General features: G+C 66.3%; 24 protein-coding genes. 12 read left to right on the top strand and 12 right to left on the bottom strand.

Features of this window, described 5'->3' with window-relative positions; all coding sequences use genetic code 11:
• The first annotated feature begins 48 nt into the window (after positions 1-48).
• Positions 49-417 (top strand): nuclear transport factor 2 family protein, encoded by a 369-nt coding sequence (locus B0920_RS12840; RefSeq protein ID WP_078032871.1) that lies wholly within the window; start codon positions 49-51, stop codon positions 415-417.
• A 5-nt stretch (positions 418-422) separates the two neighbouring features.
• On the opposite strand, the gene nth is transcribed toward B0920_RS12840, so the two are convergent.
• Positions 423-1,106, bottom strand: coding sequence for an endonuclease III (nth, locus tag B0920_RS12835; protein ID WP_078032870.1), 684 nt, complete (start codon positions 1,104-1,106; stop codon positions 423-425).
• Between the two features lie 4 nt (positions 1,107-1,110).
• Complete coding sequence (gene rsxB, locus B0920_RS12830; RefSeq protein ID WP_078032869.1) at positions 1,111-1,821, bottom strand: electron transport complex subunit RsxB; 711 nt, start codon at positions 1,819-1,821, stop codon at positions 1,111-1,113.
• A gap of 146 nt (positions 1,822-1,967) precedes the next feature.
• On the opposite strand from rsxB, the gene B0920_RS12825 reads away from it, so the two are divergent.
• Complete coding sequence (locus tag B0920_RS12825; RefSeq protein WP_078032868.1) at positions 1,968-2,321, top strand: RcnB family protein; 354 nt, start codon at positions 1,968-1,970, stop codon at positions 2,319-2,321.
• A gap of 346 nt (positions 2,322-2,667) precedes the next feature.
• Here B0920_RS12825 and B0920_RS12820 read toward each other — a convergent pair whose 3' ends face one another.
• From B0920_RS12820 to B0920_RS12800, 5 genes are all read right to left on the bottom strand, one after another.
• Positions 2,668-3,903, bottom strand: coding sequence for a polyhydroxyalkanoate depolymerase (locus tag B0920_RS12820; protein WP_078032867.1), 1,236 nt, complete (start codon positions 3,901-3,903; stop codon positions 2,668-2,670).
• A 305-nt stretch (positions 3,904-4,208) separates the two neighbouring features.
• Positions 4,209-5,306 (bottom strand): NAD(P)/FAD-dependent oxidoreductase, encoded by a 1,098-nt coding sequence (locus B0920_RS12815; RefSeq protein ID WP_078032866.1) that lies wholly within the window; start codon positions 5,304-5,306, stop codon positions 4,209-4,211.
• A gap of 120 nt (positions 5,307-5,426) precedes the next feature.
• Positions 5,427-5,750 carry a ferredoxin FdxA gene (gene fdxA / locus B0920_RS12810; protein WP_078032865.1) on the bottom strand — a complete coding sequence of 108 codons (324 nt, stop codon included), beginning with the start codon at positions 5,748-5,750 and terminating at the stop codon, positions 5,427-5,429.
• A 275-nt stretch (positions 5,751-6,025) separates the two neighbouring features.
• Positions 6,026-6,301 carry a protealysin inhibitor emfourin gene (locus B0920_RS12805; RefSeq protein ID WP_078032864.1) on the bottom strand — a complete coding sequence of 92 codons (276 nt, stop codon included), beginning with the start codon at positions 6,299-6,301 and terminating at the stop codon, positions 6,026-6,028.
• Positions 6,298-7,722: a hypothetical protein gene (locus B0920_RS12800; protein WP_078032863.1), complete on the bottom strand. Its 1,425-nt coding sequence runs from the start codon at positions 7,720-7,722 to the stop codon at positions 6,298-6,300. The genes B0920_RS12805 and B0920_RS12800 overlap by 4 nt, the downstream gene beginning before the upstream one ends.
• An 887-nt stretch (positions 7,723-8,609) precedes the next feature.
• Here B0920_RS12800 and B0920_RS12795 point away from each other — a divergent pair.
• Positions 8,610-8,891 (top strand): polyhydroxyalkanoic acid system family protein, encoded by a 282-nt coding sequence (locus B0920_RS12795; RefSeq protein ID WP_078032862.1) that lies wholly within the window; start codon positions 8,610-8,612, stop codon positions 8,889-8,891.
• Between the two features lie 42 nt (positions 8,892-8,933).
• Here the strand turns inward: B0920_RS12795 and B0920_RS12790 are convergent, their stop codons facing one another.
• Together B0920_RS12790 and B0920_RS12785 are read right to left on the bottom strand one after the other, a co-directional pair.
• Positions 8,934-9,188 (bottom strand): acyl-CoA-binding protein, encoded by a 255-nt coding sequence (locus B0920_RS12790; protein WP_078032861.1) that lies wholly within the window; start codon positions 9,186-9,188, stop codon positions 8,934-8,936.
• Between the two features lie 164 nt (positions 9,189-9,352).
• Positions 9,353-9,709, bottom strand: a complete 357-nt coding sequence (locus B0920_RS12785) for an FKBP-type peptidyl-prolyl cis-trans isomerase (RefSeq protein ID WP_078032860.1) — start codon at positions 9,707-9,709, stop codon at positions 9,353-9,355.
• Positions 9,710-9,881: 172 nt separating this feature from the next.
• Here B0920_RS12785 and B0920_RS12780 point away from each other — a divergent pair, with 172 nt between their 5' ends.
• The 4 genes from B0920_RS12780 to B0920_RS12765 all read left to right on the top strand — a co-directional run bounded on the left by B0920_RS12780 (position 9,882) and on the right by B0920_RS12765 (position 16,543).
• The gene (locus B0920_RS12780; protein WP_078032859.1) at positions 9,882-10,700 is read left to right on the top strand and encodes an EI24 domain-containing protein; all 819 of its coding nucleotides are present in this window, start codon (positions 9,882-9,884) and stop codon (positions 10,698-10,700) included.
• Between the two features lie 104 nt (positions 10,701-10,804).
• The gene (locus tag B0920_RS12775; protein WP_078032858.1) at positions 10,805-11,590 is read left to right on the top strand and encodes a molybdopterin-binding protein; all 786 of its coding nucleotides are present in this window, start codon (positions 10,805-10,807) and stop codon (positions 11,588-11,590) included.
• 355 nt (positions 11,591-11,945) lie between these two features.
• The gene (locus B0920_RS12770) at positions 11,946-15,197 is read left to right on the top strand and encodes a transglycosylase domain-containing protein (protein WP_229455455.1); all 3,252 of its coding nucleotides are present in this window, start codon (positions 11,946-11,948) and stop codon (positions 15,195-15,197) included.
• Positions 15,194-16,543, top strand: coding sequence for a TAXI family TRAP transporter solute-binding subunit (locus B0920_RS12765; RefSeq protein ID WP_229455452.1), 1,350 nt, complete (start codon positions 15,194-15,196; stop codon positions 16,541-16,543). Before B0920_RS12770 ends, B0920_RS12765 begins: the two co-directional genes overlap by 4 nt.
• A gap of 157 nt (positions 16,544-16,700) precedes the next feature.
• Here B0920_RS12765 and B0920_RS12760 read toward each other — a convergent pair whose 3' ends face one another.
• Positions 16,701-17,156: a rhodanese-like domain-containing protein gene (locus B0920_RS12760; protein WP_078033406.1), complete on the bottom strand. Its 456-nt coding sequence runs from the start codon at positions 17,154-17,156 to the stop codon at positions 16,701-16,703.
• Between the two features lie 290 nt (positions 17,157-17,446).
• Between B0920_RS12760 and glnA the strand changes: the two genes are divergently transcribed.
• The 5 genes from glnA to corA all read left to right on the top strand — a co-directional run bounded on the left by glnA (position 17,447) and on the right by corA (position 23,198).
• Positions 17,447-18,862, top strand: a complete 1,416-nt coding sequence (glnA, locus tag B0920_RS12755) for a type I glutamate--ammonia ligase (RefSeq protein ID WP_078032856.1) — start codon at positions 17,447-17,449, stop codon at positions 18,860-18,862.
• 155 nt (positions 18,863-19,017) lie between these two features.
• Positions 19,018-19,533 (top strand): DUF4124 domain-containing protein, encoded by a 516-nt coding sequence (locus tag B0920_RS12750; RefSeq protein ID WP_078032855.1) that lies wholly within the window; start codon positions 19,018-19,020, stop codon positions 19,531-19,533.
• Positions 19,530-20,603: a nitrogen regulation protein NR(II) gene (gene glnL, locus B0920_RS12745; RefSeq protein WP_078032854.1), complete on the top strand. Its 1,074-nt coding sequence runs from the start codon at positions 19,530-19,532 to the stop codon at positions 20,601-20,603. Before B0920_RS12750 ends, glnL begins: the two co-directional genes overlap by 4 nt.
• A 68-nt stretch (positions 20,604-20,671) precedes the next feature.
• Positions 20,672-22,159 carry a nitrogen regulation protein NR(I) gene (gene ntrC / locus B0920_RS12740; RefSeq protein WP_078032853.1) on the top strand — a complete coding sequence of 496 codons (1,488 nt, stop codon included), beginning with the start codon at positions 20,672-20,674 and terminating at the stop codon, positions 22,157-22,159.
• A gap of 70 nt (positions 22,160-22,229) precedes the next feature.
• Positions 22,230-23,198, top strand: coding sequence for a magnesium/cobalt transporter CorA (corA, locus tag B0920_RS12735; RefSeq protein WP_078032852.1), 969 nt, complete (start codon positions 22,230-22,232; stop codon positions 23,196-23,198).
• Between the two features lie 255 nt (positions 23,199-23,453).
• On the opposite strand, the gene B0920_RS12730 is transcribed toward corA, so the two are convergent.
• Both B0920_RS12730 and B0920_RS12725 read right to left on the bottom strand, forming a co-directional pair.
• A complete protein-coding gene (locus B0920_RS12730) occupies positions 23,454-24,263 on the bottom strand; it encodes an EamA family transporter (RefSeq protein ID WP_078032851.1) in 810 nt (269 codons plus the stop codon).
• A gap of 53 nt (positions 24,264-24,316) precedes the next feature.
• Positions 24,317-25,936 carry an NAD(P)/FAD-dependent oxidoreductase gene (locus tag B0920_RS12725; protein ID WP_078032850.1) on the bottom strand — a complete coding sequence of 540 codons (1,620 nt, stop codon included), beginning with the start codon at positions 25,934-25,936 and terminating at the stop codon, positions 24,317-24,319.
• Positions 25,937-26,006 lie beyond the last annotated feature (70 nt).

The raw sequence follows: 26,006 nt of genomic DNA, 5'->3' as shown, positions 1-26,006 counted from the left end.
CGGCGCGGTATGATGTCTCCCGCTCAACTTTGTTACCGAGGAAAACCCATGCCCGCTTCCCCGCTCGCCGTGGTCCAGGCCCAGCTCGACGCCTACAACGCCAAGGACATCGACGCCCTGATGCGTACCTATGCGCCGGACGCCCGCCAGTTCGCCATCCACGGCGCCCTGCTGGCCGAGGGGCACGCGCAGATCCGTCCGCGCTACCAGGAACGCTTCCTCGAACCCGACCTGCACGCGCGCCTGCTCAGCCGTAGCGTGATGGGCAATTTCGTTACCGACCTCGAAGTAGTGACCCGCAATTTCCCCGAAGGAAAGGGCAGCCTCGAGATGCTGTGCATCTACGAGGTCGAAGACGGCCGCATCGTGCGCGCCTCCTTCGCGGCGGGTGAAAAACGCCTGTTCGCGCCCGCCTGAGCTTCCTAGGCGCCGGCCTCGGCCGCCGTGGCCGCCGGATCGAGGACGCCAGGGGGCGCGGGCGTCTTGTCCCTGAACTCGCACAAATCCTCGATCAGGCAATTCCAGCACCTGGGCTTGCGCGCCACGCAGGTGTAGCGCCCGTGCAGGATCAGCCAGTGATGGGCGTCGTGCAGGAAGTCCTTGGGGACGAACTTGAGCAGCTTCTGCTCGACGATGTCGACGTTCTTGCCCGGCGCGATCTTGGTACGGTTGGCGACCCTGAAGATGTGGGTGTCGACCGCCATGGTCGGTTCGCCGAAGGCCGTGTTGAGCACCACGTTAGCGGTCTTGCGGCCCACGCCCGGAAGGGCTTCCAGCGCTTCGCGCGAGCGCGGCACCTCGCCGCCGTACTGCTCGACCAGGATCTGGCAGGTCGCCATCACGTTCTTGGCCTTGGTGTTGTACAGGCCGATGGTCGAGATATAGGTCTTGAGCTCGTCCAGCCCCAGGTCGAGGATCTGCTGCGGGGTATTGGCCACCGGATAGAGCCGGCGCGTGGCCTTGTTGACCCCCACGTCGGTCGACTGGGCCGAGAGCAGCACCGCGATCAGCAGCTCGAAGGGCGTCGTGTATTCCAGCTCGGTGGTCGGCTTGGGGTTGGCGTCGCGAAAGCGGGTGAAGATGGCGAGGCGTTTGGCGGGATTCATCGGCTCAGGTCTTGTCGGGGCCCTGGCCAGCGGCTTTCAGGCGCGCGCGCTCCATGGCGGCGGCGATGATGGCGCGCTTGCGTTCTTTCTCGGCCAGTTCTTCGGGGGTATTGGTCACCTCGGCGGTCACCGCGCGCATCTTTTCCAGGGCCTTGGCGGCCAGGCGCGCTTCGTTTTCTTCGCGCTCGCGGCGCAGGCGCGCCTCGCGGAAATCGTGGCGCGCGCGGGCGGCGTCGGCGTCCACCTGCGACCAGGCGTCCCAGCCGGTGCGTTCGCCGGTGGCCGGGATCATGCTGATGCAGTCGACCGGGCAGGGCGCCACGCACAGGTCGCAGCCGGTGCACAGGCTCGGCAGGATGGTGTGCATCTGCTTGGCCGCGCCCAGGATGGCGTCCACCGGGCAGGCCTGGATGCAGAGGGTGCAGCCGATGCACAGCGACTCGTCGATGAAGGCGACCGGGCGCGGGCGTTCGACGCCGTTGGCCGGGTTGATCGGGATCACCGGTCGGCCGGTGGCGGCGGCGAGGCGGCGCACGCCTTCCATGCCGCCCGGCGGGCACTGGTTGATCTCCGCCTCGCCGCGCGCCATCGCCTCCGCATATGGACGGCAGGCGGGGTAGCCGCACTTGGTGCATTGCGTCTGCGGCAGCAGGTCTTCGAGCTGGTCGGCGAGGGTCTTGATCACAGGGCGGGGCGCTTCCGGTAAAGCCGACATTATCCGCCAAAACCCGGGGCGATGCGAGGCGCGCGGCCGACCCCGGGGCGATGCGAAGCGCGCGGCCGACTTGGTGGTCGAGCGAACAGACGGCCTCGTGCGTGCGTGGTGTAGTGGGCGCGGGTGACGCATGGGAGGGCGTAAGGATGAACGAGTTGATCGTACCAGTCTTGCTTGCCGCGCTCCTGTCGGGCGGCCAGGGCGCGCACGCGAGGGGACAGCAGGGGCCACAGGCCGGCAAGCCGGCACTGGAGGCGCAGGCCGCGGCGGCCAAGGGCAAGCCGGGGGCAGGCTATCGCAGCGTGCGCAGCAATGGCGATTTGACGCGCGGCGAACAGCTGCCGCCGCGCTATCGCGCTCATCAGTACGTGATCGAGAACTGGCGCGGGCATCGGCTCAGCGAGCCGCCGCGCGGGCATCAGTGGGTGCAGGCGGGGAGCCGGTATGCGCTGGTGGCGATTGCGACTGGGGTGGTTACAGAGGTCGTGGTGGCGAAGTGAATGACGCGCCGTCCCGCGCCTGAACTGGTGAACGCGTGAACGGTCGCCGACTACGGCGCGGATATCATCTGCTAGCTACGAAACGTCATCCCCGCGGAGGCGGGGATCCAAGTTTGCATGCGTTACGGCAGTGCTGAACTTGGATCCCCGCCTGCGCGGGGATGACGTTTTGGGGCTGCAGGATGAAGTGCTATGGCCGGCTGATGACGTGCTAAGGCCGGCAGATGACATGCTATTGCCGGTTGATGACGTGCTATGGCCGGCTGATGACGTGCTATAACCGGCTGATGACGTGGGATGACCGTGAGAATGAAGCGCCATCGCTGGCGCCCCATTCGGCAACCGCTCAGCGGTGCGCCTTGATGAACTCGGTGATCTTCGGACACACGATCTCGCGCCAGCGGCGGCCCGAGAAGATGCCGTAGTGGCCTGCCTTCGGCACCACGAAATCCTGGTGCATTTCCGGCGGGATCCCGGTGCACAGGTCGTGCGCGGCGCGGGTCTGGCCCAGGCCCGAGATATCGTCCAGTTCGCCTTCGACGGTCAAGAGCGCCACGTTCTCGATGTCCTGCGGACGCACCAGCTGGCCGCCCACTTCCCAGGTCCCCTTGGGCAGGGCGAATTCCTGGAACACGGTCTTGATGGTGTCGAGGTAGTACTCGGCCGGCATGTCGAGCACGGCGTTGTATTCGTCGTAGAACTGACGGTGCGCCTCGGCCGAGTCGTCGTCGCCGCGCACCAGGTGCTGGTAGAACTCGCGGTGGCTCTGGGCGTGGCGGCCCGGGTTCATGGCAATGAAGCCGGCGTGCTGGAGGAAGCCCGGGTAGACCTTGCGGCCGAAGCCCGGGTAATTGCCCGGCACCGAATAGATCACGGTGTTCTCGAACCACGAGTAGGGCTTCTGCATTGCCAGGTCGTTGACCGCGGTCGGCGACTTGCGCGGGTCGATCGGGCCGCCCATCATGGTCATGGTCTTGGGCAGCTTCGGATCCTTGTTGCTGGCCATTAGCGAGATCGCGGCCAGCACCGGCACCGTCGGCTGGCACACCGAGATCACGTGCACCTCGGGGCCGAGCAGGCGGATGAAGTCCTGCACGTAATAGATGTAGTCGGCCAGGTGGAAGGGACCGTTCGACAACGGCACCATGCGCGCATCGGTCCAGTCGGTGATGTAGACGTCGTGGTCGACCAGCAGGGCGCGCACGGTGTCGCGCAGCAGGGTGGCGTGGTGGCCCGAGAGCGGAGCGACCACCAGCACGGCGGGCTGGTCGAGCGCCTGGAAGGCCTGGTCGCTCATGTCTTTCTTGAAGTGGAGCAGCTTGCAGAACGGCTTTTCGATCACCGTGCGCTCCATGATGCCGACTTCTTCGCCCTTGATCGGGACGGTCTTGATGCCGAAGGCGGGCTTTTCGTAATCCTTGCCCAGGCGGTACATCAGCTCGTAGCCGGCGGCGATACGCTGGGAAAACGGGGTGTGCGCGAACGGCGAGACGGGGTTGGAAAACAGTTTCGAGGACGCATCGGCCCACTGCATCAGTGGGGTCAGGAAGGAGCGTTGCATCTCGTGCAGTTGGTAAAGCATAGGTAATTCCTTCAATGGACAGGTCGCGTCGCAATCGTTTGCGCTGAGCTATCGTCAATTATATGGGATAGTCATTTACTTGTGGAAATAGGCGTTTTCAATGACTGCGATACCGTTTGTTCACTTGTAGCATAGTTGTGCAGCGCGGTTCCGTGAGGCGTCCCACATAAGGCGGATTGCGCCGTCAAGAAGGCTGTACATACCCTGCCGCATTGTCCCGACCTTACCAAAAGCGCAACATGCTCTTCCTTAAGGACAAAAAAAATGCCGCCCAGAAGGGCGGCATGTCGCTATGCGGAAGGCACTCAGTCGAACACTGGGGTCTCGACGCCGAGGATCTTGTGCAGCTTTGGCGAGGTGGTGGTGTACTGCATGTGGATCTTCTTGTCCGGGAAGATGTAGGGCGCGGCGCCGAAGGCGGCCAGCGCGGCCTCGTGGAAGCCCGACAGGATCAGCTTCTTCTTGCCCGGGTAGGTGTTGATGTCACCCACCGCGAAGATGCCCGGCACATTGGTCTCGAATTTCTCGGTATCCATGACCTTGAGCTGCTTGCGCTCGATGTCCAGGCCCCATTCGGCGATCGGACCCAGCTTCGGCGACAGGCCGAAGAACACCAGCAGCATGTCCAGCGGCACGCGGCGGGTGACGCCGTCGGCGCCGGTGACCTTCACTTCGCTCAGCTTGCCGTCCTTCTCGTCGAAGCCGGTGACCTGGCCGGTGATCAGCTGCATCTCGTACTCGTCGCACAGCTGCTTCATCTTGGCGACCGAGGCCGGGGCGGCGCGGAAGTCCTCGCGGCGGTGCACCAGCACGACCGACTCGGCCTTGCCGACGAAGTTCAGGGCCCAGTCCAGGGCCGAGTCGCCGCCGCCGCAGATGACCAGGTTCTTGCCCTCGAACAGGGCAGGTTCCTTGACGCGGTAGAACAGCTGGCTGTTCTCGAACTTGTCGATGCCGTCCACCTTGATGGTGCGGGCCTGGAAGGAACCCACGCCGGCGGCGATGAAGATGGTCTTGGTGATGAAACGGGTGCCGGTCGAGGTCTCGACGTTGAAGCGCTGGTCTTCGCGGCGCTGCACGGTCGTGACTTCCTGGCCCAGGTGGAAGGTCGGGTCGAAAGGCTCGATCTGCTTGAGCAGGTTGTCGGTCAGTTCCTGGCCGGTGCACACCGGCACCGCCGGGATGTCATAGATCGGCTTGTCCGGATACAGTTCCACGCACTGGCCGCCGACGGCCGGCAGCGAATCGATGACGTGGGCCTTGATTTCCAGCAGGCCGAGTTCGAAGACCTGGAACAGTCCGACCGGGCCCGCGCCGATGATCACGGCGTCCGCTTCGATGGCGCCGGCAAACGAGCTGTTGGGAGCGATGCTGCCCGCTTCCGGGGTGGCATTGATAGTCATGCGCTTGCTTCCTGTGATTTTGAATGGAGGGGGACGATGGCAGCCAGTGTGCCATCGATAGCGACACCCTGCCGGCGTCGGCCGCGCCGCAGGCGGGCGCTGGGGGACGCCGGCGCCGCGTCAGCGCGCCAGTTGGTCGAGCTTGTTCTTGACGTCTTTCCACTCTTCCGCGTCGGGCAGGGCCGGCTTCGTCTTGGTGATCGAAGGCCAGTGGCGCGCCAGGTCCGCGTTGAGTTTGATAAATTGCTGCTGATCGCCAGGCACGTCCTCTTCGGCATAGATTGCATTCACCGGGCATTCGGCCACGCAGACGGCGCAGTCGATGCACTCGTCAGGGTCGATGGCAAGGAAATTCGGGCCTTCCCGGAAACAATCTACCGGGCATACATCGACGCAGTCGGTGTAACGACAACGGATGCACGATTCGGTGACAACGTGGGTCATAACAGTCCTATCAATGGTGGGGCGTCGCGTCGCCGGGCGGAACGGTGGGCCGGCGGGACATGGCAAAGCACTGTATTTTAGGGCAATTCGGGTTTTCCTACAAATTAGCCTTATACACAATACACATAAGCAAATGAAGGGCTATCCCGCGTCGCGAATGGGGAAAAGACGACCGATCGTGCCATTTTGACAGGCTTGTGCGTCCCCGCTTCGGCCCGGCCGGGCGCGCGTCGCCGGCCACCCGGGCGGCGCTCCCCGGGCCGCCGCCGCCGGGTTCAGGCGCTGCGGCGCAGGCCGTCGAGCAGGGCCTGCCAGTCCTCGTCGCTGCCGTCCTCGCGCACGAACACCGTATGGCAGCGTGCGCCGTCCTCCACCGTGATTTCCCAGCGCGGCATGTCCGCGCCCAGGGCGCAGCGCGGGTCGGCCCTGAAGAAGTCGAGACGCCTCAGCAGGGTCTCGAGCCCGGGACCTTCGGGCCGGGCGGTCGTGTCGAGCTCGTAGGACTCGGCAAGGCCGGCGAATCCGCCGCAGGCGCGTGCGCTGATCTTCATGCCAGCTGCCCCCCGCCAAGGCGTCCATTATGGGCGCACCAGCGCGCCAGGGCCTGCACCTCGCCCGCCAGCACCCGCTCGGCACGATGGTATTCAGGCAACTGCATGGTGCCGCAGCAGGCATGGCGGTCCTGGCGCGCCCCCGGTGCGTCGCAGACGCAGGGCGCGAGCAGGGTGCCGGGCTGGTAGTCGAGCGCGGCCGGGCCGGCCTCGACCACCTCGCGCCGGGCGAACTGGTTGCGGATGAAGTTGGCGTAGATGAGGGGCTGACCGTCCTCGCCGACGATGCGCAGCATCTCGTTGACCACGTCGGCATAGCTGGCGGCGGCCTCGGGCGCGGCGATCAGGGCGCGCAGCACCACCCCGCGCAGGTAGGCCGCGACCCGGTGCAGCACGGCGGCGTCGTCCTCGCGCGCCGGATCGCGTTCGTGGGCGAACAGGTCGGCCAGCACGTCGAACACCGCGCCGGTGAAGACCTGGGAGATGGCGTGCACCTGGGTGCCGGCTTCGCCCAGCCTGAGGTCGTTGTCGGCGTTGCGCAGGCTGGAGCCGGAACCCAGGGCGATGCCGAACTGCTCGGCGATGTCGGACAGGAAGGACTTGTCGTGCAGGCGCGCCTTGGTCTGGGCCACCACCGCCTCGCACTGGTCGAGCTGGGACAGGGCCAGGAAGATCGCGGTGAGGTCGCCGAAGGCTTCGTGCAGCCCGCCGGTCTGGGGCGGGGCGTCGGCCAGCAGCCAGCGCGGCTTGATCCCGTCCAGCACCGCGTGGGCGGTCTCGTGGGCCACGATGTCGAAGGAGCGGCAGGTATACACCCGCTCGCTGGCGCCGCTGGGAATGAAGTCGCCGAACTTGAGGCAGGCCTGGGAACGGCTGTAGAAGGCGTTCATCACGTTCGGCAGGCCGTAGGGGTAGATGCGCAGCGGGCTGGTGTCGATGCTGCTGTTCCACTGCCAGGGCAGGGGCATGTCGATGCCGGCCGCGAGCAGGGCGCGCTGGTACATGGTGAGGGTCTGGCGCACCACGGCGAAGGTGTGGACGGCGTCGAACTGGGGGGTGTCGGGCTGGGTGACGAAGTCGCCGAAGGCGTTCGGCTCGACCGCCGCGATGCCGGGCTCGCCCGGCGCGATGCGGGCGTCGCGCGGGCCGGCCAGCACCACGCCCGGCAGGAAGGCGTGACGGGTGCCGATTTCGCTCACCGAGGGATCCTGCTTCCACATCAGCACGCGCGCGCCGAAGGCATGCGGCAGGGGCGGCGGCTCAGCCGGCTCCTCCTCGCCGGGCTGGTCGATGCCTTCCAGCAGGCGCGCGGCGCGCTGGGGCGGGAGGTAGGCGGCGCTCGGGGTGGGATTGAGGCGTACCGGCGCCTGGGCGCGCTCCGGCGCCTCGGGACCGACCGGCAGCAGGGCACGTGGTTCCATGTCGACTCCTTGCTTGGTGGCTGCGTCTCCATGGTGTCGCGCCCGTCGAGGCTGGCATTGAGGCTCATCAATTGATGCCGCTCTAAAGCCGCCCGCGCCAGGGCCGGCCCGGCGCCAGGCGGCCCCGGTGTCAGCGCCGGCAACAGCGCGTGCGCGTCACCTTGGCGTAGATTCATACGGATGGGCTTGGCAGCCCGATAGTCCGCACCAACGAGAGCGCTGCTGTCGACAGCGAGCGGGACAATGTATGACCCGTACGCTAATGTCGCATCGAAAGCGGCGACAAGGATTGGTTTCACCGGACACGGCGCCGCGAGCGATAGCGGGCTGACTGGGTTCAGCAGCGCTAGTATGATCGTGTAGCTGGACGATTCCTGAGCATTGATGCACCAGCGACGGACGCGAATACAGGCAACAGCTTCAAGGTAGGCTTACGCTAGCAACAACCCGCAGAAGGACGTCGATCCCGATACATGGGTGCAACCAGCGGCAGCAGCGCTATTGGCTTCGCCATCGATGCTTCTCTTCAGTACACGTTGGAAGGACAATAGTGGGGTCACAGCTGATTTATGTTTGATTTTCTCGTTAAGTTACTTCCCTTGAGCAGCGCCATTGGCGGAATCGCGACTGGGATCTACGCAACTTATGCCTTGGTGGTTGGAAGGGTTGTCGTGGACACCCGTACAGCGGGCAGATCGGTTTATGAAGTTAGCGTTCAGCCAGGCGCATTTTATGGATTCGTCGTTTTCTATTTTGTGTGCGCTCTATTTTTTTTGGGAATAGCCTTTCTTTGGAATAGAAAATGATGGAGAGAGCCGCTGGCACAGACCGCTTCCAAATGGCATCATTGCGGATTGTCTTGCAATCGATGTGGAAGGAAGTGGTCAATGGCGGAATTCAAGATCGTCCAGCAGCATGCGCTCAGCCTCGACGCGGCGCGCACGGCGGCCGAGCAGGTGGCGCAGCGCCTGGCGGCGGAATATGGACTGGCGTGCCGGTGGGACGGGGACGTGCTGCGCTTCGAGCGCAGCGGCGTGGACGGCGACCTGGTGCTGGACGGGCAGAGCGCCGCGCTCAGCATCCGCCTGGGGATGTTCATGAGCGCCTTCGCGCCCATGATCCAGGCAAAGGTCACGGAGAAGATGCGCAAGGTGTTTACGCCCGCCTGAGCGGGAGCCTGCGCGCGGCGCCGTCGCGGCGCCGCAGCCCGATCAGCCCTTGAGCTCTTCGATCAGGTCGATGTACTGCTGCTGGGCGTCTTCCTGCGAGGTGCCCTTGAGCGCGGCCCAGGCGTCGTACTTGGCGCGGTTGACGAAGTCGGTCATGCCCGGACGCTCGCCGCTCACGTCGCCCACCGAACCCTGCTTGAACAGGGCGTAAATCTTCAGCAAGGTCATGTTGTCCGGACGTTCGGACAGATTCTTCGAATCCTGCTGGGCCTGGATGAACTGATCCTGCAAGCTCATGAAAACTCCTGTGTAAATGGTTGGCTGTGCTTGCCGTCTTGGCAAGGCGGGGGCATCTTAGCGCAGGAGGAGGGCGCGGACGGGGAAATCCGCCGCATTTTAGAGGGGAAGCTCGAATGCCCGCCGCAGGCACGGCGCCGCGGCGGGCAGCGGACAGCGGCCGATCAGACGTTCAGCAGTTCGACGTCGAAGATCAGGGTCGCGTTCGGCGGGATCACGCCGCCGGCGCCGCGCGCGCCATAGCCCAGGCTGGCCGGGATGGTGAGGCGGCGGGTGCCGCCGACCTTCATGCCCTGCACGCCTTCGTCCCAGCCCTTGATCACGTGGCCTGCGCCGAGCGGGAACTGGAAGGGATCGTTGCGGTCTTTGCTCGAATCGAACTTGGCGCCGGTGCTGCCGTCGTCGTTGCGCAGCCAGCCGGTGTAGTGGACGGTGACGTACTGGCCAGCCTTGGCCTCGGCGCCGCTGCCGACGACGGTGTCTTCGTATTGCAGGCCGGATGCAGTGGTAGTGGTGGACATGATCTTCCTTGTTGTTCAAATTGAAGGAGGATTGTAGTCCAAGCCCGGGCAGGGCGTCACGCAGCGCGCGCTCCCGCCCCCGGCGGCGCGTCCCGTAGAATGGCGGCATCGTTCACTGCACAGGAGATGCCATGCCGCGATCCGTCCGTCCCCGTCCAGCCGGCGGCGCCCGATGAACGGCGTCCTCACCGCCTACCGGCGCGCCCTGCGCGCCCAGTTCAGCGGCCGCATGCTGCTGCTGTCCGCCGCGCCCCTGCTGCTGTCGCTGTTCATGTGGGGCCTGGCCCTGTACTTCGGGATGCAGCCGCTGCTCGACTGGCTGGGCGGCTTGTTCCGCGAGTACAGCGCGTTCGAGACCAGCGGCAATGTGTTGACCACCCTTGGGATGGGCATGCTCAAGGTCATGGTCGTGCCGCTGCTGGCGATCGCGCTTCTGCTGCCGCTGATGATCGCGTCCAGCCTGCTGTTCATGGGCGTGGCCGCGATGCCGGCCATCGAGAGCCACGTCGGCCGCAAGCAGTTCCCCAAGCTGGAGAAGAAGGAGGGCGGCAGCTTCGCCGGCAGCGTGGCGGTGAACGTCGGCAGCACGGCCGTGTTCGCGCTGCTGTGGCTGCTCACCCTGCCGCTCTACGCGATCCCGCCGCTGGCCTGGCTGGTGCAGGCCTGCCTGTGGGCCTGGGTCACCTCGCGCGTGATGAGCTACGACGCGCTGGCCGCGCACGCCAGCCTCGAGGAACGCAAGCGCCTGGTACGCGAGCGCCGCCTGCCGCTGCTGGCGATCGGCCTGGCCACCGGCCTGGCCGGCGCCTTGCCCGGCATCGCCTGGATGGGCGGGGCGATCCTGTCGATCGTGCTGTTCCCGGTGCTGGCCATGCTGTCGCTCTGGCTGTACGTGATGATCTTCCTGTTCGCCGGCCTGTGGTTCCAGTATTACTGCCTGCAGGCGCTGGAAGATTTGCGCGCGGAAACACCGGTCCAGTCTGTCGTGTAGCGTCCTGTACACGGGACGGCCTCGGCACGCGTTAACCCTTGAACCGCCATCAGCGGCGGATCGTCCGCTGTGGCACACTGGAAGTACCACAACAGGGAGCGCGCATGGGTTTCGGCCTCATCGTCGTCGGCGACGAAATTCTCTCCGGCAAGCGGCAAGACAAGCATTTTTCCAAGGTGGTCGAGTTGCTGGCCGAGCGCGGCCTGCACTTGTCCTGGGCCGAGTTTGTCGGCGACGACCCGGCGCGTCTCACCGCCACCCTGCGGCGCAGCTTCGCCGGCGCGGACACCGTGTTCTCCTGCGGCGGCATCGGCGCCACGCCCGACGACCACACCCGCCAGTGCGCGGCGGCGGCCCTCGGGCTGCCCCTGCTGCTGCATCCGGAAGGCAGGCGCAACATCGAGGAACGCATCCGCGAGACCGCCCTCGATGCCGGCCGCGAACCCGACTTCTCCCTGCCGGAGAACCTGCAACGCCTCAAGATGGCCGAGTTCCCCGAAGGCGCGGCCCTGATCCCGAACCCCTACAACCGCATCGCCGGCTTCTCGATCCGCGACCACCATTTCGTGCCGGGCTTCCCGGTGATGGCCTGGCCCATGATCGCCTGGGTGCTCGACACCCATTACCGCGACCTGTTCCACCGCGACGCTCATGCCGAGCGCGCGCTGCTGGTCTATGAACAGGCGGAGGCCGCGCTCACTCCTTTGATGGAGCGCCTGCAGCGCGAGTTCGACGGCGTGCGCGTGTTCAGCCTGCCGAGCGTGGGCGACGCCGAGACCCGCCGCCACATCGAACTGGGCGTGAAAGGCAGGCCGGATGCGGTGGAAGCGGCCTTTGCCGCCATGTGCGCCGAGCTCGCCCGCCTCGGCGCCGAATTTCAGTCTGTATAAGTCTCATGTCACACCGATATCGCCTCGCCCGGCGGTCCGTTGTTTTTTTGCGAAAATACTCCACGCACATCAAAATTGTTAAACCGTGTCTCGCGCGTGTCGTATTGATGTGGTGGAATATTGCTTGTGGACGGCGCCATCTGGAGTGGGATCGCACCGCCGAATTTTTGCGAACTTACGACGATTTCAATCACTCGAACAGACCAGCAGCAACAAGATGGCGAGCAGGTTGGCGGGGATTGCAAGCATAACGAATCAAACCGGTTAAGCCATCATGGAAAGTATCCGCCGTTTAGGACGGCCCAGCAGTATCTTCGAAGTCTTCGGCAGGTGGCGCGATCGCCCCGCTGCTCCCATGGCCGCGTCCGCCGCGCCCGCGCTCGCCGCGAACGGCGGCAGCGACGTGCCGCTGGTCGAAGCCTATCCCCACCTGGGCGGCGCCCCGGGCGGCGGCGCCGGCGCGCCCGAACCGGCGCCGCGCAAGCGCCGCTGGAAGCTGTGGCTCTTCCTCGGCTCGGCCGCGCTGGCGGCCCTGTTGGCCGCCTGGGGCGCGCTCGAGATGCGTACTTCGCGCCTGCAGGCCAAGATCTTCGCCGAGATGGCCGACGACCTCACGTTCCGGGTCGAGAAGGGCCCCAGCGACGCGATCCGCTTCCCGGCCGCGAGCCCCTACGACACCCGGCTCGGCTACGCCAGCCTGCCGCACTACCTCGACAAGCTCAAGGCGCGCGATTACGCCATCGCGGCCCAGGCCCGCATGTCGCCCAAGATGGTCGAATACACCGACATGGGCCTTTATCCGACCTTCCACGAGAAGACCAAGGTCGGCCTCGAGATCCTCGACTGCCGCAACGAGCCCCTGTTCGCCTCGCGCTTCCCTGAGCGCTACTATCACAAGTTCGAGGATGCGCCTGCGCTGCTGGTGCAAAGCCTGCTGTTCATCGAGAACCGCGAACTGCTCGACCCCAAATACCCGCGCCGTAATCCGGCGGTCGAATGGGACCGCTTCTCGAAGGCGGTGTTCGACAAGACCCTGTCCAGCGTCGGCCTGGGCGGCGAAGGCCGCGTGGCCGGCGGCTCGACCCTGGCGACCCAGATCGAGAAGTACCGCCACTCGCCGGAAGGGCGCACCAGCTCCCTGGGCGACAAGCTGATCCAGATGGCCTCGGCCACCCTGCGTTCCTACCAGGATGGCGAGGACACCACCAAGGCGCGGCGCCGCATCGTGATCGACTACCTGAACACGGTGCCGCTGTCGGCCAAGCTCGGCTATGGCGAAGTGAACGGCATCGGCGACGGCCTGTGGGTCTGGTACGGCCGCGACTTCGACAAGGTCAACGCCATGCTCAAGGGTCCGATGACCAGCCCCGAGGCCGTGCTGGCCTACAAGGAAGCGCTGTCGCTGATGATCGCCCAGCGCCGCCCGGCCTATTACCTGGGCGCGGGCGAGAACGACCTCGAAACCCTGACCAACAGCCACCTGCGCGTGCTGGCCCAGGCCGGCGTGATCTCGCCCCAGCTGCGCGACGCCGCCCTCAAGGTCCAGCTGCACCCGGCCCAGGGCTCGGGCGTGGCGCCGCCGCCGGCCGACGCCTTCGTGTCGCGCAAGGCCGCCAACGCGGTGCGCAACCACCTCGGCTACCTGATCGGCGATAACCGCCTGTACAACATCGACCGCCTCGACCTGTCGGTGGTCTCGACCCTGGACGCCCAGGTGCAGCAGGCCGTCACCAGCGCGCTGCGCCAGATGTCCGACCCGGAACACGCGGCGGCCACCGGCCTGACCGGCAAGGGCCTGCTCGGCAACGGCGACCCGGCCCAGGTGGTGTACAGCTTCACCCTGATGGAGCGCGGCGAGCACGTCAACTACCTGCGGGTCCAGACCGACAACTACGACCAGCCCCTGGACATCAACGAGGGCGCCAAGCTCGACCTCGGTTCGACCGCCAAGCTGCGCACCCTGGTGACCTATCTCGACATCGTCGACCAGCTGCACAAGCGCTACGAGCCGATGGACAAGATCGGCCTGCACGGCGTGAACATCGATCCGAAAGACCGCATGTCGCAATGGGCGGTCGAGTACTTCATGAACCTGCCGGACGGCGCCGACCGCGGCCTGGCGCCGATGCTGGCCGCAGCGATGGAGCGCAGGTACTCGGCCAACCCCGGCGAAGCCTTCTTCACCGGCGGCGGCCTGCACACCTTCGGCAACTTCAGCAAGCTCGACAACAGCAAGATCATGACGGTGCACGAGGCGCTGCGCCAGTCGACCAACCTGGTGTTCGTGCGCATGATGCGCGACGTGGTGCGCTACTACATGTTCCAGCTGCCGGGCTCCTCGGCCCAGCTGCTGGCCGACGCCGACGACCCGCGCCGCGCCGACTACCTGGCGCGCTTCGCCGACGCCGAAGGCAAGGTCTTCCTCGCCAAGTTCTGGAACAAGTACAAGGGCAAGACCCCGGCCGAGGTCGAGCAGCTGCTGTTCTCCGGCGTGCGTCCGCTGGCCTCGAAACTGGCGGCGGCCTACCGCACCGTGGCGCCGAACGCGACCATGGCCCAGTTCGCCGAGTTCATCGACAAGTCGCTGCCGTCCTCGAACGAAGTCGATCCCGAGCGCATTCCGAAGATGTACGAGATGTACGATCCGAAGAACATGTCGCTGGCCGACCGCGGCTACGTGGCTTCGGTGCACCCGCTCGAACTGTGGCTGGTGAGCTATCTGCGCACCCACCCGAAGGCCGGCTGGACCGAGGTCACCGAGGCCAGCGTCCGCGAGCGCCAGGAAGTCTACAGCTGGCTGTTCAAGACCCACCGCAAGCATGCCCAGGACAAGCGCATCGCCGGCCTGCTGGAAGTGGAAGCCTTCCTCAAGATCCACGCCCAGTGGAAGAAGATGGGCTACCCCTTCGACTCGCTGGTGCCCTCGTATGCGACCACCCTGGGCGCCTCGGCCGACCGGCCGGCCGCGCTGGCCGAGCTGATGGGCATCATCGTCAACGGCGGCCTGCGCAAACCGGTGGAGCGCATCGATTCGCTGCACTTCGCCAAGGACACGCCTTACGAGACCCTGGTCCGGCGCAACAAGGCCGGCGGCGGCGAGCAGGTGCTGGCGCCGGAAGTCGCGCGCGCCGTAGCCGACGCCATCCGCGGCGTGGTCTCGGACGGCACCGCCAAGCGCGTCAAGACCGCCTTCACCCTGCCGGACGGCAGCGTGATCGCGGTGGGCGGCAAGACCGGCACCGGCGACCAGCGCTTCGAGGTCTATGCGCGCGGCGGCCGGGTGATCGAGTCGCGCTACGTGAACCGCTCGGCGACCTTCGTCTTCAACATCGGCGAGCGTTACTTCGGCAGCATGACCGCCTATGTGCACGGCCCGCAGTCGGGCAACTACGACTTCACCAGCGCGCTGCCGGTGCAGTTGCTGGCCAACCTGGCGCCGAGCCTGATGCCGATCATCGGCGACGGCGCCGGCGGCAACCCGATGACCACGGTGCCGGGCCTGGTGGCGCCGCCAAAACCCGACCAGACCGGCGCCGCGCCGGGCGAGGAAGTGCTGGCCGGTCCCTTGCCCCTGCCTGCGGCCCCGCGCCGCGCCTGCGTCCGTTGAGCGGGAAGGGCGTGGTGGGGCGCGCCGTCACCAAGGTGCGCAGCTTCAGTTTCGTGTCGCTGCGCGACCTGCTGGTCGCCTCCGGCCCCACCATCCTCTTGGTGCTGGCGGCGCTGGTGGTGGCCTACTGGTGGGTCGATCCGGCCCCGCCGCGCAGCCTGCGCCTGGCCACCGGCCAGGAGAACAGCGCCTACGAGCAATTCGGCAAGCAGTACGCCGCGATCCTGGCGCGCGACGAGATCCGGGTCGAGCTCCAGCCTTCGCTCGGCTCGCTCGACAACCTCGGCCGCCTGGAGCGCGGCGAGGCCGACATCGCCTTCGTGCAAAGCGGTTCCACCGAGGACGGGCAGGCCGCGCGCCTGGGCCTGGTCTCGCTGGGCAGCCTGTTCACCGAACCGGTCTGGCTGTTCCTGCGCGAGGGCGCTGGGGTGGCCAAGCTCACCGACCTCAAGGGCAAGCGCATTAACCTGGGGCCGGAAGGCACGGGCGTGCCGCGCCTGTTCCGCCAGGTGCTGGACGTGAACGGCATCGATCCGGCCGCGCTGCGCATCGGCGACCTGGAAAACACCCCGGCCACCATGGCCTTGCTGGAGGGCCGCATCGACGGCCTGGTGTTCAGTTCCGCGCCCGAGGCGCCGCTGATCCAGATGCTGCTGCAGACCCCGGGCATCCGGCTGTTCGATTTCTCGCAGGCCGAGGCCTATACCCGGCGCCTGCCTTTCCTGACCCACGTGGTGCTGCCGCGCGGGATCGTCGACCTGGGGCGCAACATCCCGGCCCAGGACTACCACCTGATCGCGCCCACCGCGACCCTGGTCGCGCGCGAGGAGCTGCATCCGGCCCTGGTGGGGCTGTTCGTCAAGGCGGCCCACGAGATCCACGGCAAGACCGGCTGGTTCCAGCAGCAGGGGCAGTTCCCCTCGCCCAAGTACACCGAGATCCCGGTGGCGGCGGAGGCGGCGCGCTACTACCGCGACGGGCCGCCCTTCCTGCAGCGCTACCTGAGCTTCTGGCTGGCCAATTTGCTGGACCGGCTGGGCGTGGTGGCGGTGGCGCTGGCGGCGCTCCTGATTCCCTTATCGAAGATCGTGCCGCCGCTGTACGTGTGGCGGGTGAGGTCGCGCATCTACCGCTGGTATGGCGAGCTGCGCGCGGTGGAGCAGATGCTGGAGCGGGCGGAAGGGGAGAAGAAGGAAGTGGTGCGCAAGGACCTGCTGCGCAGGCTCGATGAGATCGAGGAGAGCGTGAACCATATTTCGATTCCGCTGGCGTTTGCGGATGCGCTGTATGGGCTGCGCAGTCATATCAATATCGTGCGCAAGCGGGTGATGGTGGGGGCGCAGTGATGCGCTGAAGGTTTGCAAGCAAACTTGGATTCCCGCCTACGCGGGAATGACGGTTTTGCAGCTAGAGGTAAAGACCGACGTAAACGTAGTGGCAAGCCAGAAGACCGTCGTTCCCGCGCAGGCGGGAACCCAAGTTTCTCAACCGGCCACTAGCGCCTCAAGCCCCCACCCACGGCAACCCCGCCTTGCACCACCCCCCAATCGTCTTGCGGTGCCCCTCGGCATCCTTATCGCCCTCGAAGCCTTCGAGAATGTCGTACGACTGGGCAAAACCCAGCTCCGTCGCCACCCGCGCGCTATGGCGCGAGCGCACCCCCGAGCGGCACAGGAACAGCAGCACCTCATCCTTGCGCGCCACCTGCTCGAGCTGTGCACCGAATTCGGGATTCGGCGCCCCGCCCGGGTAGGTCGCCCACTGCACCGCCACGTGCTGGGCGTCCGGCACCGCCACCCGGCCGACCCAGTCGCGCTCGGCATTGGTGCGTACATCCACCAGCTTGACCCGCGGATCGGCCTGGAGCAGGGCGAAGGCTTCCTGCGGCGTCACGGCGCCTGCATAGGGCTGGCCGGTGGCACGCTGGTTTGCCGCTTCGAGAATTTGTTCGGGAGTCATGATAGTCCGTCCGTGTGCGAGCAAAAGGGTGCGATGCACCATCGTGGATCAGTGTATGCTGCCCTGCCGTGGTGCGTCGCGCATGGATTGCACCAAGATGGTGCGCGGCTATTGCAGCCTGAAAAATAGGCAAGACATCCGCTTGCAGCAATTTTATGGGTAAACTCGCTCGTTTCCAAAGAACGAATTGCGCATTTGCTCATGCGCAGAACTTGGCATGGTTCCTGCTTTAACACAAGCCAAGTGGTCGTTTCACAGGCGACACCCCCTTTTCAACTAGGAGATTCCGAATGGCAAAGACCGCCGCAGACGTAATGCAGATGGTTAAGGACAACGAAGTCAAGTTCGTTGATTTACGCTTCGCCGATACCCGCGGCAAGGAACAGCACGTGACCGTGCCCGTGTCGCACTTCGACCTCGACAAATTCGAGTCGGGCCACGCCTTCGACGGCTCGTCGATCGCCGGCTGGAAAGGTATCGAAGCCTCGGACATGCTCCTGCTGCCGGACCCGAACACCGCCAATCTCGACCCCTTCATGGAAGAGACCACCCTGTTCATGCAGTGCGACGTGATCGAACCGTCGGACGGCAAGGGCTACGACCGCGACCCGCGCTCGATCGCCAAGCGCGCCGAAGCCTACCTGAAATCCTCGGGCATCGGCGACACCGCCTACTTCGGCCCGGAACCGGAATTCTTCATCTTCGACTCGGTCCGCTGGAAGATCGACATGTCGGGCTGCTTCGTCAAGATCGATTCGGATGAAGCCTCCTGGTCGACCGACAAGGAAATCGAAGGCGGCAACAGCGGCCACCGTCCGACCGTCAAGGGCGGCTACTTCCCGGTCCCGCCGGTCGACAGCTTCCAGGACATGCGTTCGGAAATGTCGCTGATCCTCGAATCGATGGGCATCCCGGTCGAAGTGCACCACCACGAAGTGGCGGGCGCCGGCCAGAACGAACTCGGCACCAAGTTCTCGACCCTGGTCGAGCGCGCCGACTGGACCCAGAACCTGAAGTACGTGATCTGGAACGTGGCCCACAGCTACGGCAAGACCGCGACCTTCATGCCCAAGCCCATGGCCGGCGACAACGGCTCGGGCATGCACGTGCACCAGTCGATCTGGAAGGATGGCAAGAACCTGTTCGCAGGCGACGGCTATGCCGGCCTGTCGGAAACCGCGCTGTTCTACATCGGCGGCATCATCAAGCACGCACGCGCCCTGAACGCGATCACCAACCCGGGCACCAACTCGTACAAGCGCCTGGTGCCTGGCTTCGAAGCCCCGGTCAAGCTGGCCTACTCGGCACGCAACCGCTCGGCCTCGATCCGCATCCCGCACGTGGCGAACCCGAAGGGCCGCCGCATCGAGACCCGCTTCCCGGATCCGCTGGCCAACGTCTACCTGTGCTTCGCCGCCCTGCTGATGGCCGGCCTGGACGGCATCCAGAACAAGATCCACCCGGGCGAAGCCGCGACCAAGGACCTGTACCACCTGCCGCCGGAAGAAGACAAGCTGATCCCGACCGTGTGCGCCTCGCTGGAAGAAGCCCTGGAAGCCCTGGACAAGGACCGCGAGTTCTTGACCCGCGGCGGCGTGTTCAGCGACAGCATGATCGACGCCTACATCGACCTGAAGATGCAGGAAGTGCAGCGCATGCGCATGACTCCGCACCCGGCCGAATTCGACATGTACTACTCGTCGTAATTCGCCTGTTGCAGCCCTGGCATGCCGGCATGCCAAGGCTGCGCCGCGAAGCAGGGGAAAGCCACGGCTTTCCCCTTGTTGTTTGCGGGATCGGTTATCCTCGCGTTGCACTACACTGTGCGCACCTTCCCTGTGCAGAACTGTTTCTGATGCGAATGACAAGTATGATGTTGCGCGGCGCCGCCGTGCTGGCCGGACTGGCGCTCTCCCACGCGGCCGCGGCCCAGACCCCGGTCTACAAATGCGTCGACGGCGAAGGCCGGATCGAGTTCACCGACACCAGCCGGCGCGGCTGCAAGCTGCTCGACCTCGGCTATATCGCGCCGCGCGCCTCGGCGCCGATCCCGGCGACCAGTTCGGCGCCCGGCCCGGCGCGTGCGGCCAGCCCGCCGCCCGCGTCCGCGACGCCGGCCAGCTTCCCGCGCGTCGACAGCGCCCAGCAGCGCGCCCGCGACGACGAACGCCGCGAGATCCTGAACGACGAGCTGCGCTTCGAGGAAAAGAAACTGGCCGACCTCAAGCGCGATTTCAACAACGGCGAGCCCGAGCGCCAGGGCAACGAACGCAACTACGCCAAGTACCAGGAAAGGGTGGCCAGCATGCGCGACGAGATCAGCCGCACCGAACGCAACGTCGAGGCGCTGCGGCGCGAGATCGGCAACATCCGATGAGCGGCGACGAGGATCTCTCCCGCTACGCCGGCCTCGAGCTGCTGGCCTCGGCCGTGCTGCTGACCGACGGCCAGGGCCAGGTGCGTTATGCCAACCCGGCGGCCGAGAACCTCCTCGAACTCTCGCTCAAGTCGCTCCAGCGCTACCGCCTGCCGGAGCTGTTCACCAACGGCGCCGAACTCGCGGCCCTGACTTCCCAGGTGCTGGCCCACCAGTATGCCGACCTGCGCCAGGACCTGACCCTGCAGCGCAGCGGTCGCGAGCCCCTGCACGTGAACAGCATCGTCAGCGCGCTTGGGGAGGGCGAGCTGCTGATCGAGCTGCGCGAGAACGTGCAGCAGCTCAAGCTCGACCGCGAGGAACGCATCCTCGACCAGAGCCAGGCCAACAAGGAACTGATCCGCAACCTGGCGCACGAGATCAAGAACCCGCTGGGCGGCATCCGCGGCGCGGCCCAGCTGCTCGAGCTCGAACTGCCGCCCCACCACCTGCTCGAGCTGCAGGAATATACGCAAGTCATCATCAAGGAGGCCGACCGCCTCCAGACCCTGGTCGACCGCCTGCTGGCGCCGCACCGCAAGCCCCATATCGTGGGCGACGTCAACATCCACGAAGTCTGCGAGCGGGTGCGCAGCCTGATCCTGGCCGAGTTTCCCCAAGGCTTGACGATCCGGCGCGACTACGATGCCTCGATCCCCGAGTTCCGCGGCGACATGGAACAGCTGATCCAGGTGGTCCTGAACATCGCCCACAACGCCGCCCAGGCCCTGGCCGGACGCATCGCCGCGGGCGACGCCGAGATCGTGCTGCGCACCCGGGTGGCGCGCCAGGTCACCCTGGCCAAGGTCCGTTACGGGCTGGCACTAGATTTGCATATCATCGACAATGGACCGGGCATCGCGCCCGATATCCGCGACCGCATCTTCTACCCGCTCGTATCCGGGCGCGAAGGCGGAAGCGGCCTCGGGCTGACGCTGGCGCAAACCTTCGTGCAGCAGCACCTGGGGGTGATCGAGTGCGAAAGCCGGCCTGGACTGACGGATTTCCGCATCCTGCTGCCGCTGCCATAAGCAAAGCGGGCGGGTGAGGGGAGAAGACAGTCCTTCCATTGAATCCATGTTGCGGGAAGCAAGAACACATGAAACCAATCTGGATTGTCGACGACGATGCATCGATCCGCTGGGTGCTGGAAAAGGCCCTGGCGCGCGAGAGCCTGGAGACCCGCAGCTTCGCCAACGCGCGCGACGCCCTCGACGCTTTTGAACACGAGACGCCGCAGGTGCTGGTGTCGGACATCCGAATGCCGGGCGAATCCGGCATCGACCTGCTGCAGGCGGTCAAGGCCCGCCATCCGGGCCTGCCGGTCATCATCATCACCGCCTTTTCCGATCTCGATTCGGCGGTCGCCTCTTTCCAGGGCGGCGCCTTCGATTACCTGGCCAAGCCCTTCGACATCGACAAGGCCGTGGCCCTGATCCGGCGCGCCCTGGAAGAGAGCCTGCGCGAAGCGAGCGTCGAGGCCGAGCTGGCCGAGACCCCCGAGATCCTGGGCCACGCGCCCGCGATGCAGGAAGTGTTCCGCGCCATCGGCCGCCTGTCGCAGTCGAACGTGACGGTCTTGATTACTGGCGAATCGGGCAGCGGCAAGGAACTGGTGGCGCGCGCCCTGCACAAGCACAGCCCGCGCGCCCAGCAGCCCTTCATCGCCCTGAACACGGCGGCGATTCCCAAGGACCTGCTGGAATCCGAACTCTTCGGCCACGAGCGCGGCGCCTTCACCGGCGCCCAGGCCATGCGGCGCGGCCGCTTCGAGCAGGCCGAGAACGGCACCCTATTCCTGGACGAAATCGGCGACATGCCCTTCGACCTCCAGACCCGCCTCTTGCGCGTGCTGTCGGACGGGCACTTCTACCGCGTGGGCGGGCACCAGCCGGTCAAGGCCAACGTGCGCGTGATCGCCGCCACCCACCAGAACCTGGAGCAGCGCGTGCGCGACGGCCTGTTCCGCGAGGACTTGTACCACCGCCTGAACGTGATCCGCCTGCGCTTGCCCTCCCTGCGCGAGCGGCGCGAGGACATCCCCATTTTGGCGCGCCACTTCCTGGTGCAGAGCGCACGACAATTGGGCGTCGAGCCCAAGCGCATGAGCGAGCAGGCCATGCGTTTCCTGTCCGGGCTGGAACTGCCGGGCAACGTGCGCCAGCTGGAAAACCTGTGCAACTGGATCACGGTGATGGCCCCGGGCCAGACCGTCGAGATCAAGGACCTGCCGCGCGACCTGACCCAGGGCCAGCAGCCGGCGGTGCCGGTGGCCGACGGCACCCTGGGCGGGGCCTCCAGCCTGGCCCCGGCGGGCCTTGGCAACGGCGCCGCGCCGACCGGCATGCCGATCTCGCCGGAGGGCTGGATCGGCCTGCTGGAGCTGCAGGCCGCCGGCATGCTCAGCGCCGGCCAGATGGACGTGATGGACGTGCTGGGACGGCAGTTCGAGTCGGCCCTGATCCGCACCGCGCTCAAGCACACCCACGGGCGCAAGAACGACGCCGCGATGCGCCTCGGGATCGGGCGCAACACCATCACCCGCAAGATCGTGGAACTGGGGATCGACGGCGCACGCGACGAGTGAGCAGGCGGGCGGGGCGGGCGATGGTGTAAGCTCTTGCATCGGCTCAACCCGCCTGTTTTTTCCCGCATCCATGCTGATCAACTGCGTCGCCTACCAGGAAGGCAAGAAACTGACTGATGTCCCGGTCGTGGACATCAGCGAACATCTGAAACAGCCCGATACCTTCGTCTGGGTCGCCCTCAAGGACCCGTCGACGGAGGAGATCGCCCTCATGCAGGACGAGTTCAGCCTGCACGAGCTGGCGGTCGAGGATGCCGCGCGCGGCCACCAGCGCCCGAAGATGGAGGAGTACGGCGAGACGGTGTTCATGGTGGTGCACATCGTCGAGCTCAATGGGGACGAGCTGAACGTCGGCCAGCTGGCCGTCTTCGCCGGCTGCAATTTCGTGCTTTCGGTGCGGCGCGATTCGAGCCAGGGCTTCCTGGGCGTGCGTGCGCGCGCCGAGCGCGAACCGCACCAACTGAGGAAGGGTTCGGGCTTCGTGCTCTACGCGCTGGTGGACGCCGTGGTCGACCGCTACTTCCCGGTGCTGGACGCGCTCGAATCCGAGCTCGAGTCGATCGAGGACCACATCTTCGGCCAGCAGGGCGAGCAGCGCGCCAACGTCGAGCGCCTGTACGCTTTGAAGCGCAAGGCCCAGCAACTGCGCCACGCCGTGTTCCCGCTGCTGGACGCGGTGGGGCGGCTGTACGGCGGGCGTGTTCCCGGCGTGGTGGTGGAAACCCAGGACTACTTCCGCGACGTGCACGACCACCTGATCCGCATCGCCGGCAGGCTGGACGCGGTGCGCGACACGATCAACACCGCGATCCAGGTGACCCTGTCGATGGTGGCGATCGAGGAGAACGACATCAGCAAGAAGCTGGCCTCGTATGCGGCGATCTTCGCGGTGTTCACCGCCTTCGCGGGGGTGTGGGGCATGAACTTCGAGTTCATGCCGGAGCTGAAGTGGAAGTGGGGGTATCCGTTCGCGCTGGCGACCATGGTGGGGGTGTGCGGGTATCTGTATCGGCGCTTCAAGAAGGCGGGGTGGATCTAGGCGCGTCGCCTGAGTTGCCGGCTGCTCCCCCATTCACCGCTCAACTTAGCACCGTCATTCCCGCGAAGGCGGGAATCCAAGTTTGCCCGCACGCCGCCTACGTCAAACGCTAGTGGTACGCGACGAACTTGGATTCCCGCCTTCGCGGGAATGACGTTTTGACGGTGCGGGTGCTGTTGATGCATCGGGTGCTGTTGATGCTGCGGGTGCTGCTGAGGGTGCGGTCGATGTTGCGGGTGGCGCCGAAGCGTCGGGCTATTTCGCTTCGCCCCGCCCAGCGGTGGCCGCCGCCCCGGCGGACGCGAAAATGACCAGGAAGATCGCCGCCCACTGCAGCCCGGTGAGCCTTTCGCCCAGCATCAGGAAACCCGCCAGCGCCGCGATCGCCGGCCCGGCCGAGACCAGGATCCCGAACACCCGCCGCGGCAGCCGCGCCAGCGCCATCATCTCGAGCGTGTAGGGCACGGCCGAGGACAGCAAGGCCACCAGCAAGCCCCCGCCCAGCATCGCCGGCGTGAACAGCAGCGTGCCCGCCTGCGCCACGCCGACCGGCACCGCGAACAGGCTGGCCGCCAGCATGCCCCAGGCCACCGCGTCGCCGCCCCTGAGCGAGGACACGCGCTTGCCGAACACGATATACATCGCCCAGCAGAAGGCCGCGCCCAGCGCGCAGGCCACGCCCAGCGGATCGAGCGCGCTGGCGCCCTGCGTGATCGGCAGCAGCAGACCCAGGCCCAGGGCCGCGCAGGCCACCCAGGCGAAGTCGCGCAGCCGGCGCGACGACAGGATCACCACCGCCAGCGGCCCGGTGACCTCGATCGCCACGGCGATCCCGATCGGGATGCGGGCGAAGGCGGCGTAGATGAGGAGATTCATCAAGCCCAGCATGGCACCGTAGACCAGCAGGTTGCGGGCGTCGGCGCGCGCCGGCAGCGCGCGCCAGGGGCGCACGGCCAGCAGCATGATCAGGGCCGCCAGCCCCACCCGCAACGCGGTCACGCCGGCGCTGCCGACCACCGGGAACAGGCCCTTGGCCCAGGCGGCGCCGGCATTGACCGACACCATCGAGGCTAGGATCGCCAGCCCGGGCCCGAACGCGCCGAGGGGCTGGACCTGGCTCAATCGGCGCCCATCGCCAGCGCCACCGCCTCGGCGACGCGGATGCCGTCCACCGCGGCCGACATGATGCCGCCCGCGTAGCCCGCGCCTTCGCCGGCCGGGAACAGGCCGCGCGTGTTGAGGCTCTGCAGGTCGTCGTCGCGGCGCTTGATGCGGATCGGCGAGGAGGTGCGGGTCTCGACCCCGGTCAGCACCGCGTCCTCCTTGTAGTAGCCCTTGATCTGCTTGTCGAAGGCCACGAAGGCTTCGCGCAGCGCGCTGATCGCGTATTCGGGCAGCGAGCTCGCCAGGTCGGTCAGGTGCACCGCCGGCTTGAAGGAGGGGATGACCGAGCCGAATTCGGTCGAGGCCACGCCGCGCACGAAGTCGCCCATCAGCTGGCCCGGCGCGTCGTAGTTGGAGCCGCCCAGCACGAAGGCGCGCGACTCCAGCTCGCGCTGGAAGGCGATGCCGGCCAGCGGGTGGCCCGGGTAGTCCTCGGGCGTGATGCCGACCACGATGGCGCTGTTGGCGTTGCGCTCGGCGCGCGAATACTGGCTCATGCCGTTGGTGACCACCCGGCCTTCTTCCGAGGACGCGGCCACCACGGTGCCGCCCGGGCACATGCAGAAGCTGTAGACCGAACGACCGTTGGAGGCGTGGTGCACGATCTTGTAGTCGGCCGCGCCGAGCAGCTTGTTGCCGGCGTTGGGGCCGAAGCGGCAGACGTCGATCAGCGACTGCGGGTGCTCGACCCGGAAGCCGATCGAGAAGGGCTTGGCCTCGATGTAGACGCCGCGCTCGTACAGCATCTCGAAGGTGTCGCGCGCGCTGTGGCCGATGGCGATGGTCAGGTGGCGGGTCGGGATCTCCTCGCCGCTGGCCAGGCGCACGCCCTGGACCTGGCGCACGCCGTTCTCCTCCGACACCAGCACGTCCTCGACCCGGGTCTCGAAGCGGATCTCGCCGCCCAGGGCGATGATCTCGGCGCGGATCTGCTCGACCATCTTGACCAGGCGGAAGGTGCCGATGTGGGGCTTGCTGACGTACATGATCTCTTCCGGCGCGCCTGCCTTGACGAACTCGGTCAACACCTTGCGGCCATAGTGCTTGGGGTCCTTGATCTGGCTGTACAGCTTGCCGTCCGAGAAGGTGCCGGCCCCGCCTTCGCCGAACTGCACGTTGGACTCGGTGTTGAGCTTGCGCTTGCGCCAGAAGCCGAAGGTGTCCACGGTGCGCTCGCGCACGATCTTGCCGCGCTCCAGCACCAGCGGATTCAGGCCCATCTGGGCCAGGATCAGGGCCACGAACATGCCGCACGGCCCCATGCCGATCACGATCGGACGCGGCGTGCCGGGCGCCGGCTTGCCCGCCTCCACGAACTTGTAGCTGGTGTCGGGGGAGGGCATCACGTGCTGGTCCCTGGTCAGGCGCGCCAGCACGGCCGCTTCGCCGCGCACCTCGGCGTCGATCGAATAGATCAGCACGATGGCGCTCTTCTTGCGCGCATCGTAGCTGCGCTTGAAGACGGTGAAATCGAGCAGGTCGTCATCCGCGATGCCGAGCCGGGCCAGGATGGCCTCGCGCAGCGCGGGTTCGGGGTGGTTCAGGGGCAGTTTGAGTTCGTTGATTCGGAGCATGGGAGGTGGTTGCTAGTGAGGCAACAAAGTGGGGCGGGAAAAAGCCCGTATTTTACCGAATTCCCTTCCA

Origin of the sequence: Massilia sp. KIM (assembly GCF_002007115.1) — a bacterium.
In the GTDB taxonomy this organism is placed as follows: domain Bacteria; phylum Pseudomonadota; class Gammaproteobacteria; order Burkholderiales; family Burkholderiaceae_D; genus Telluria.
Note: the sequence above shows the minus strand (reverse complement) of the source record. Positions and strands in the feature narration are given on the sequence as shown.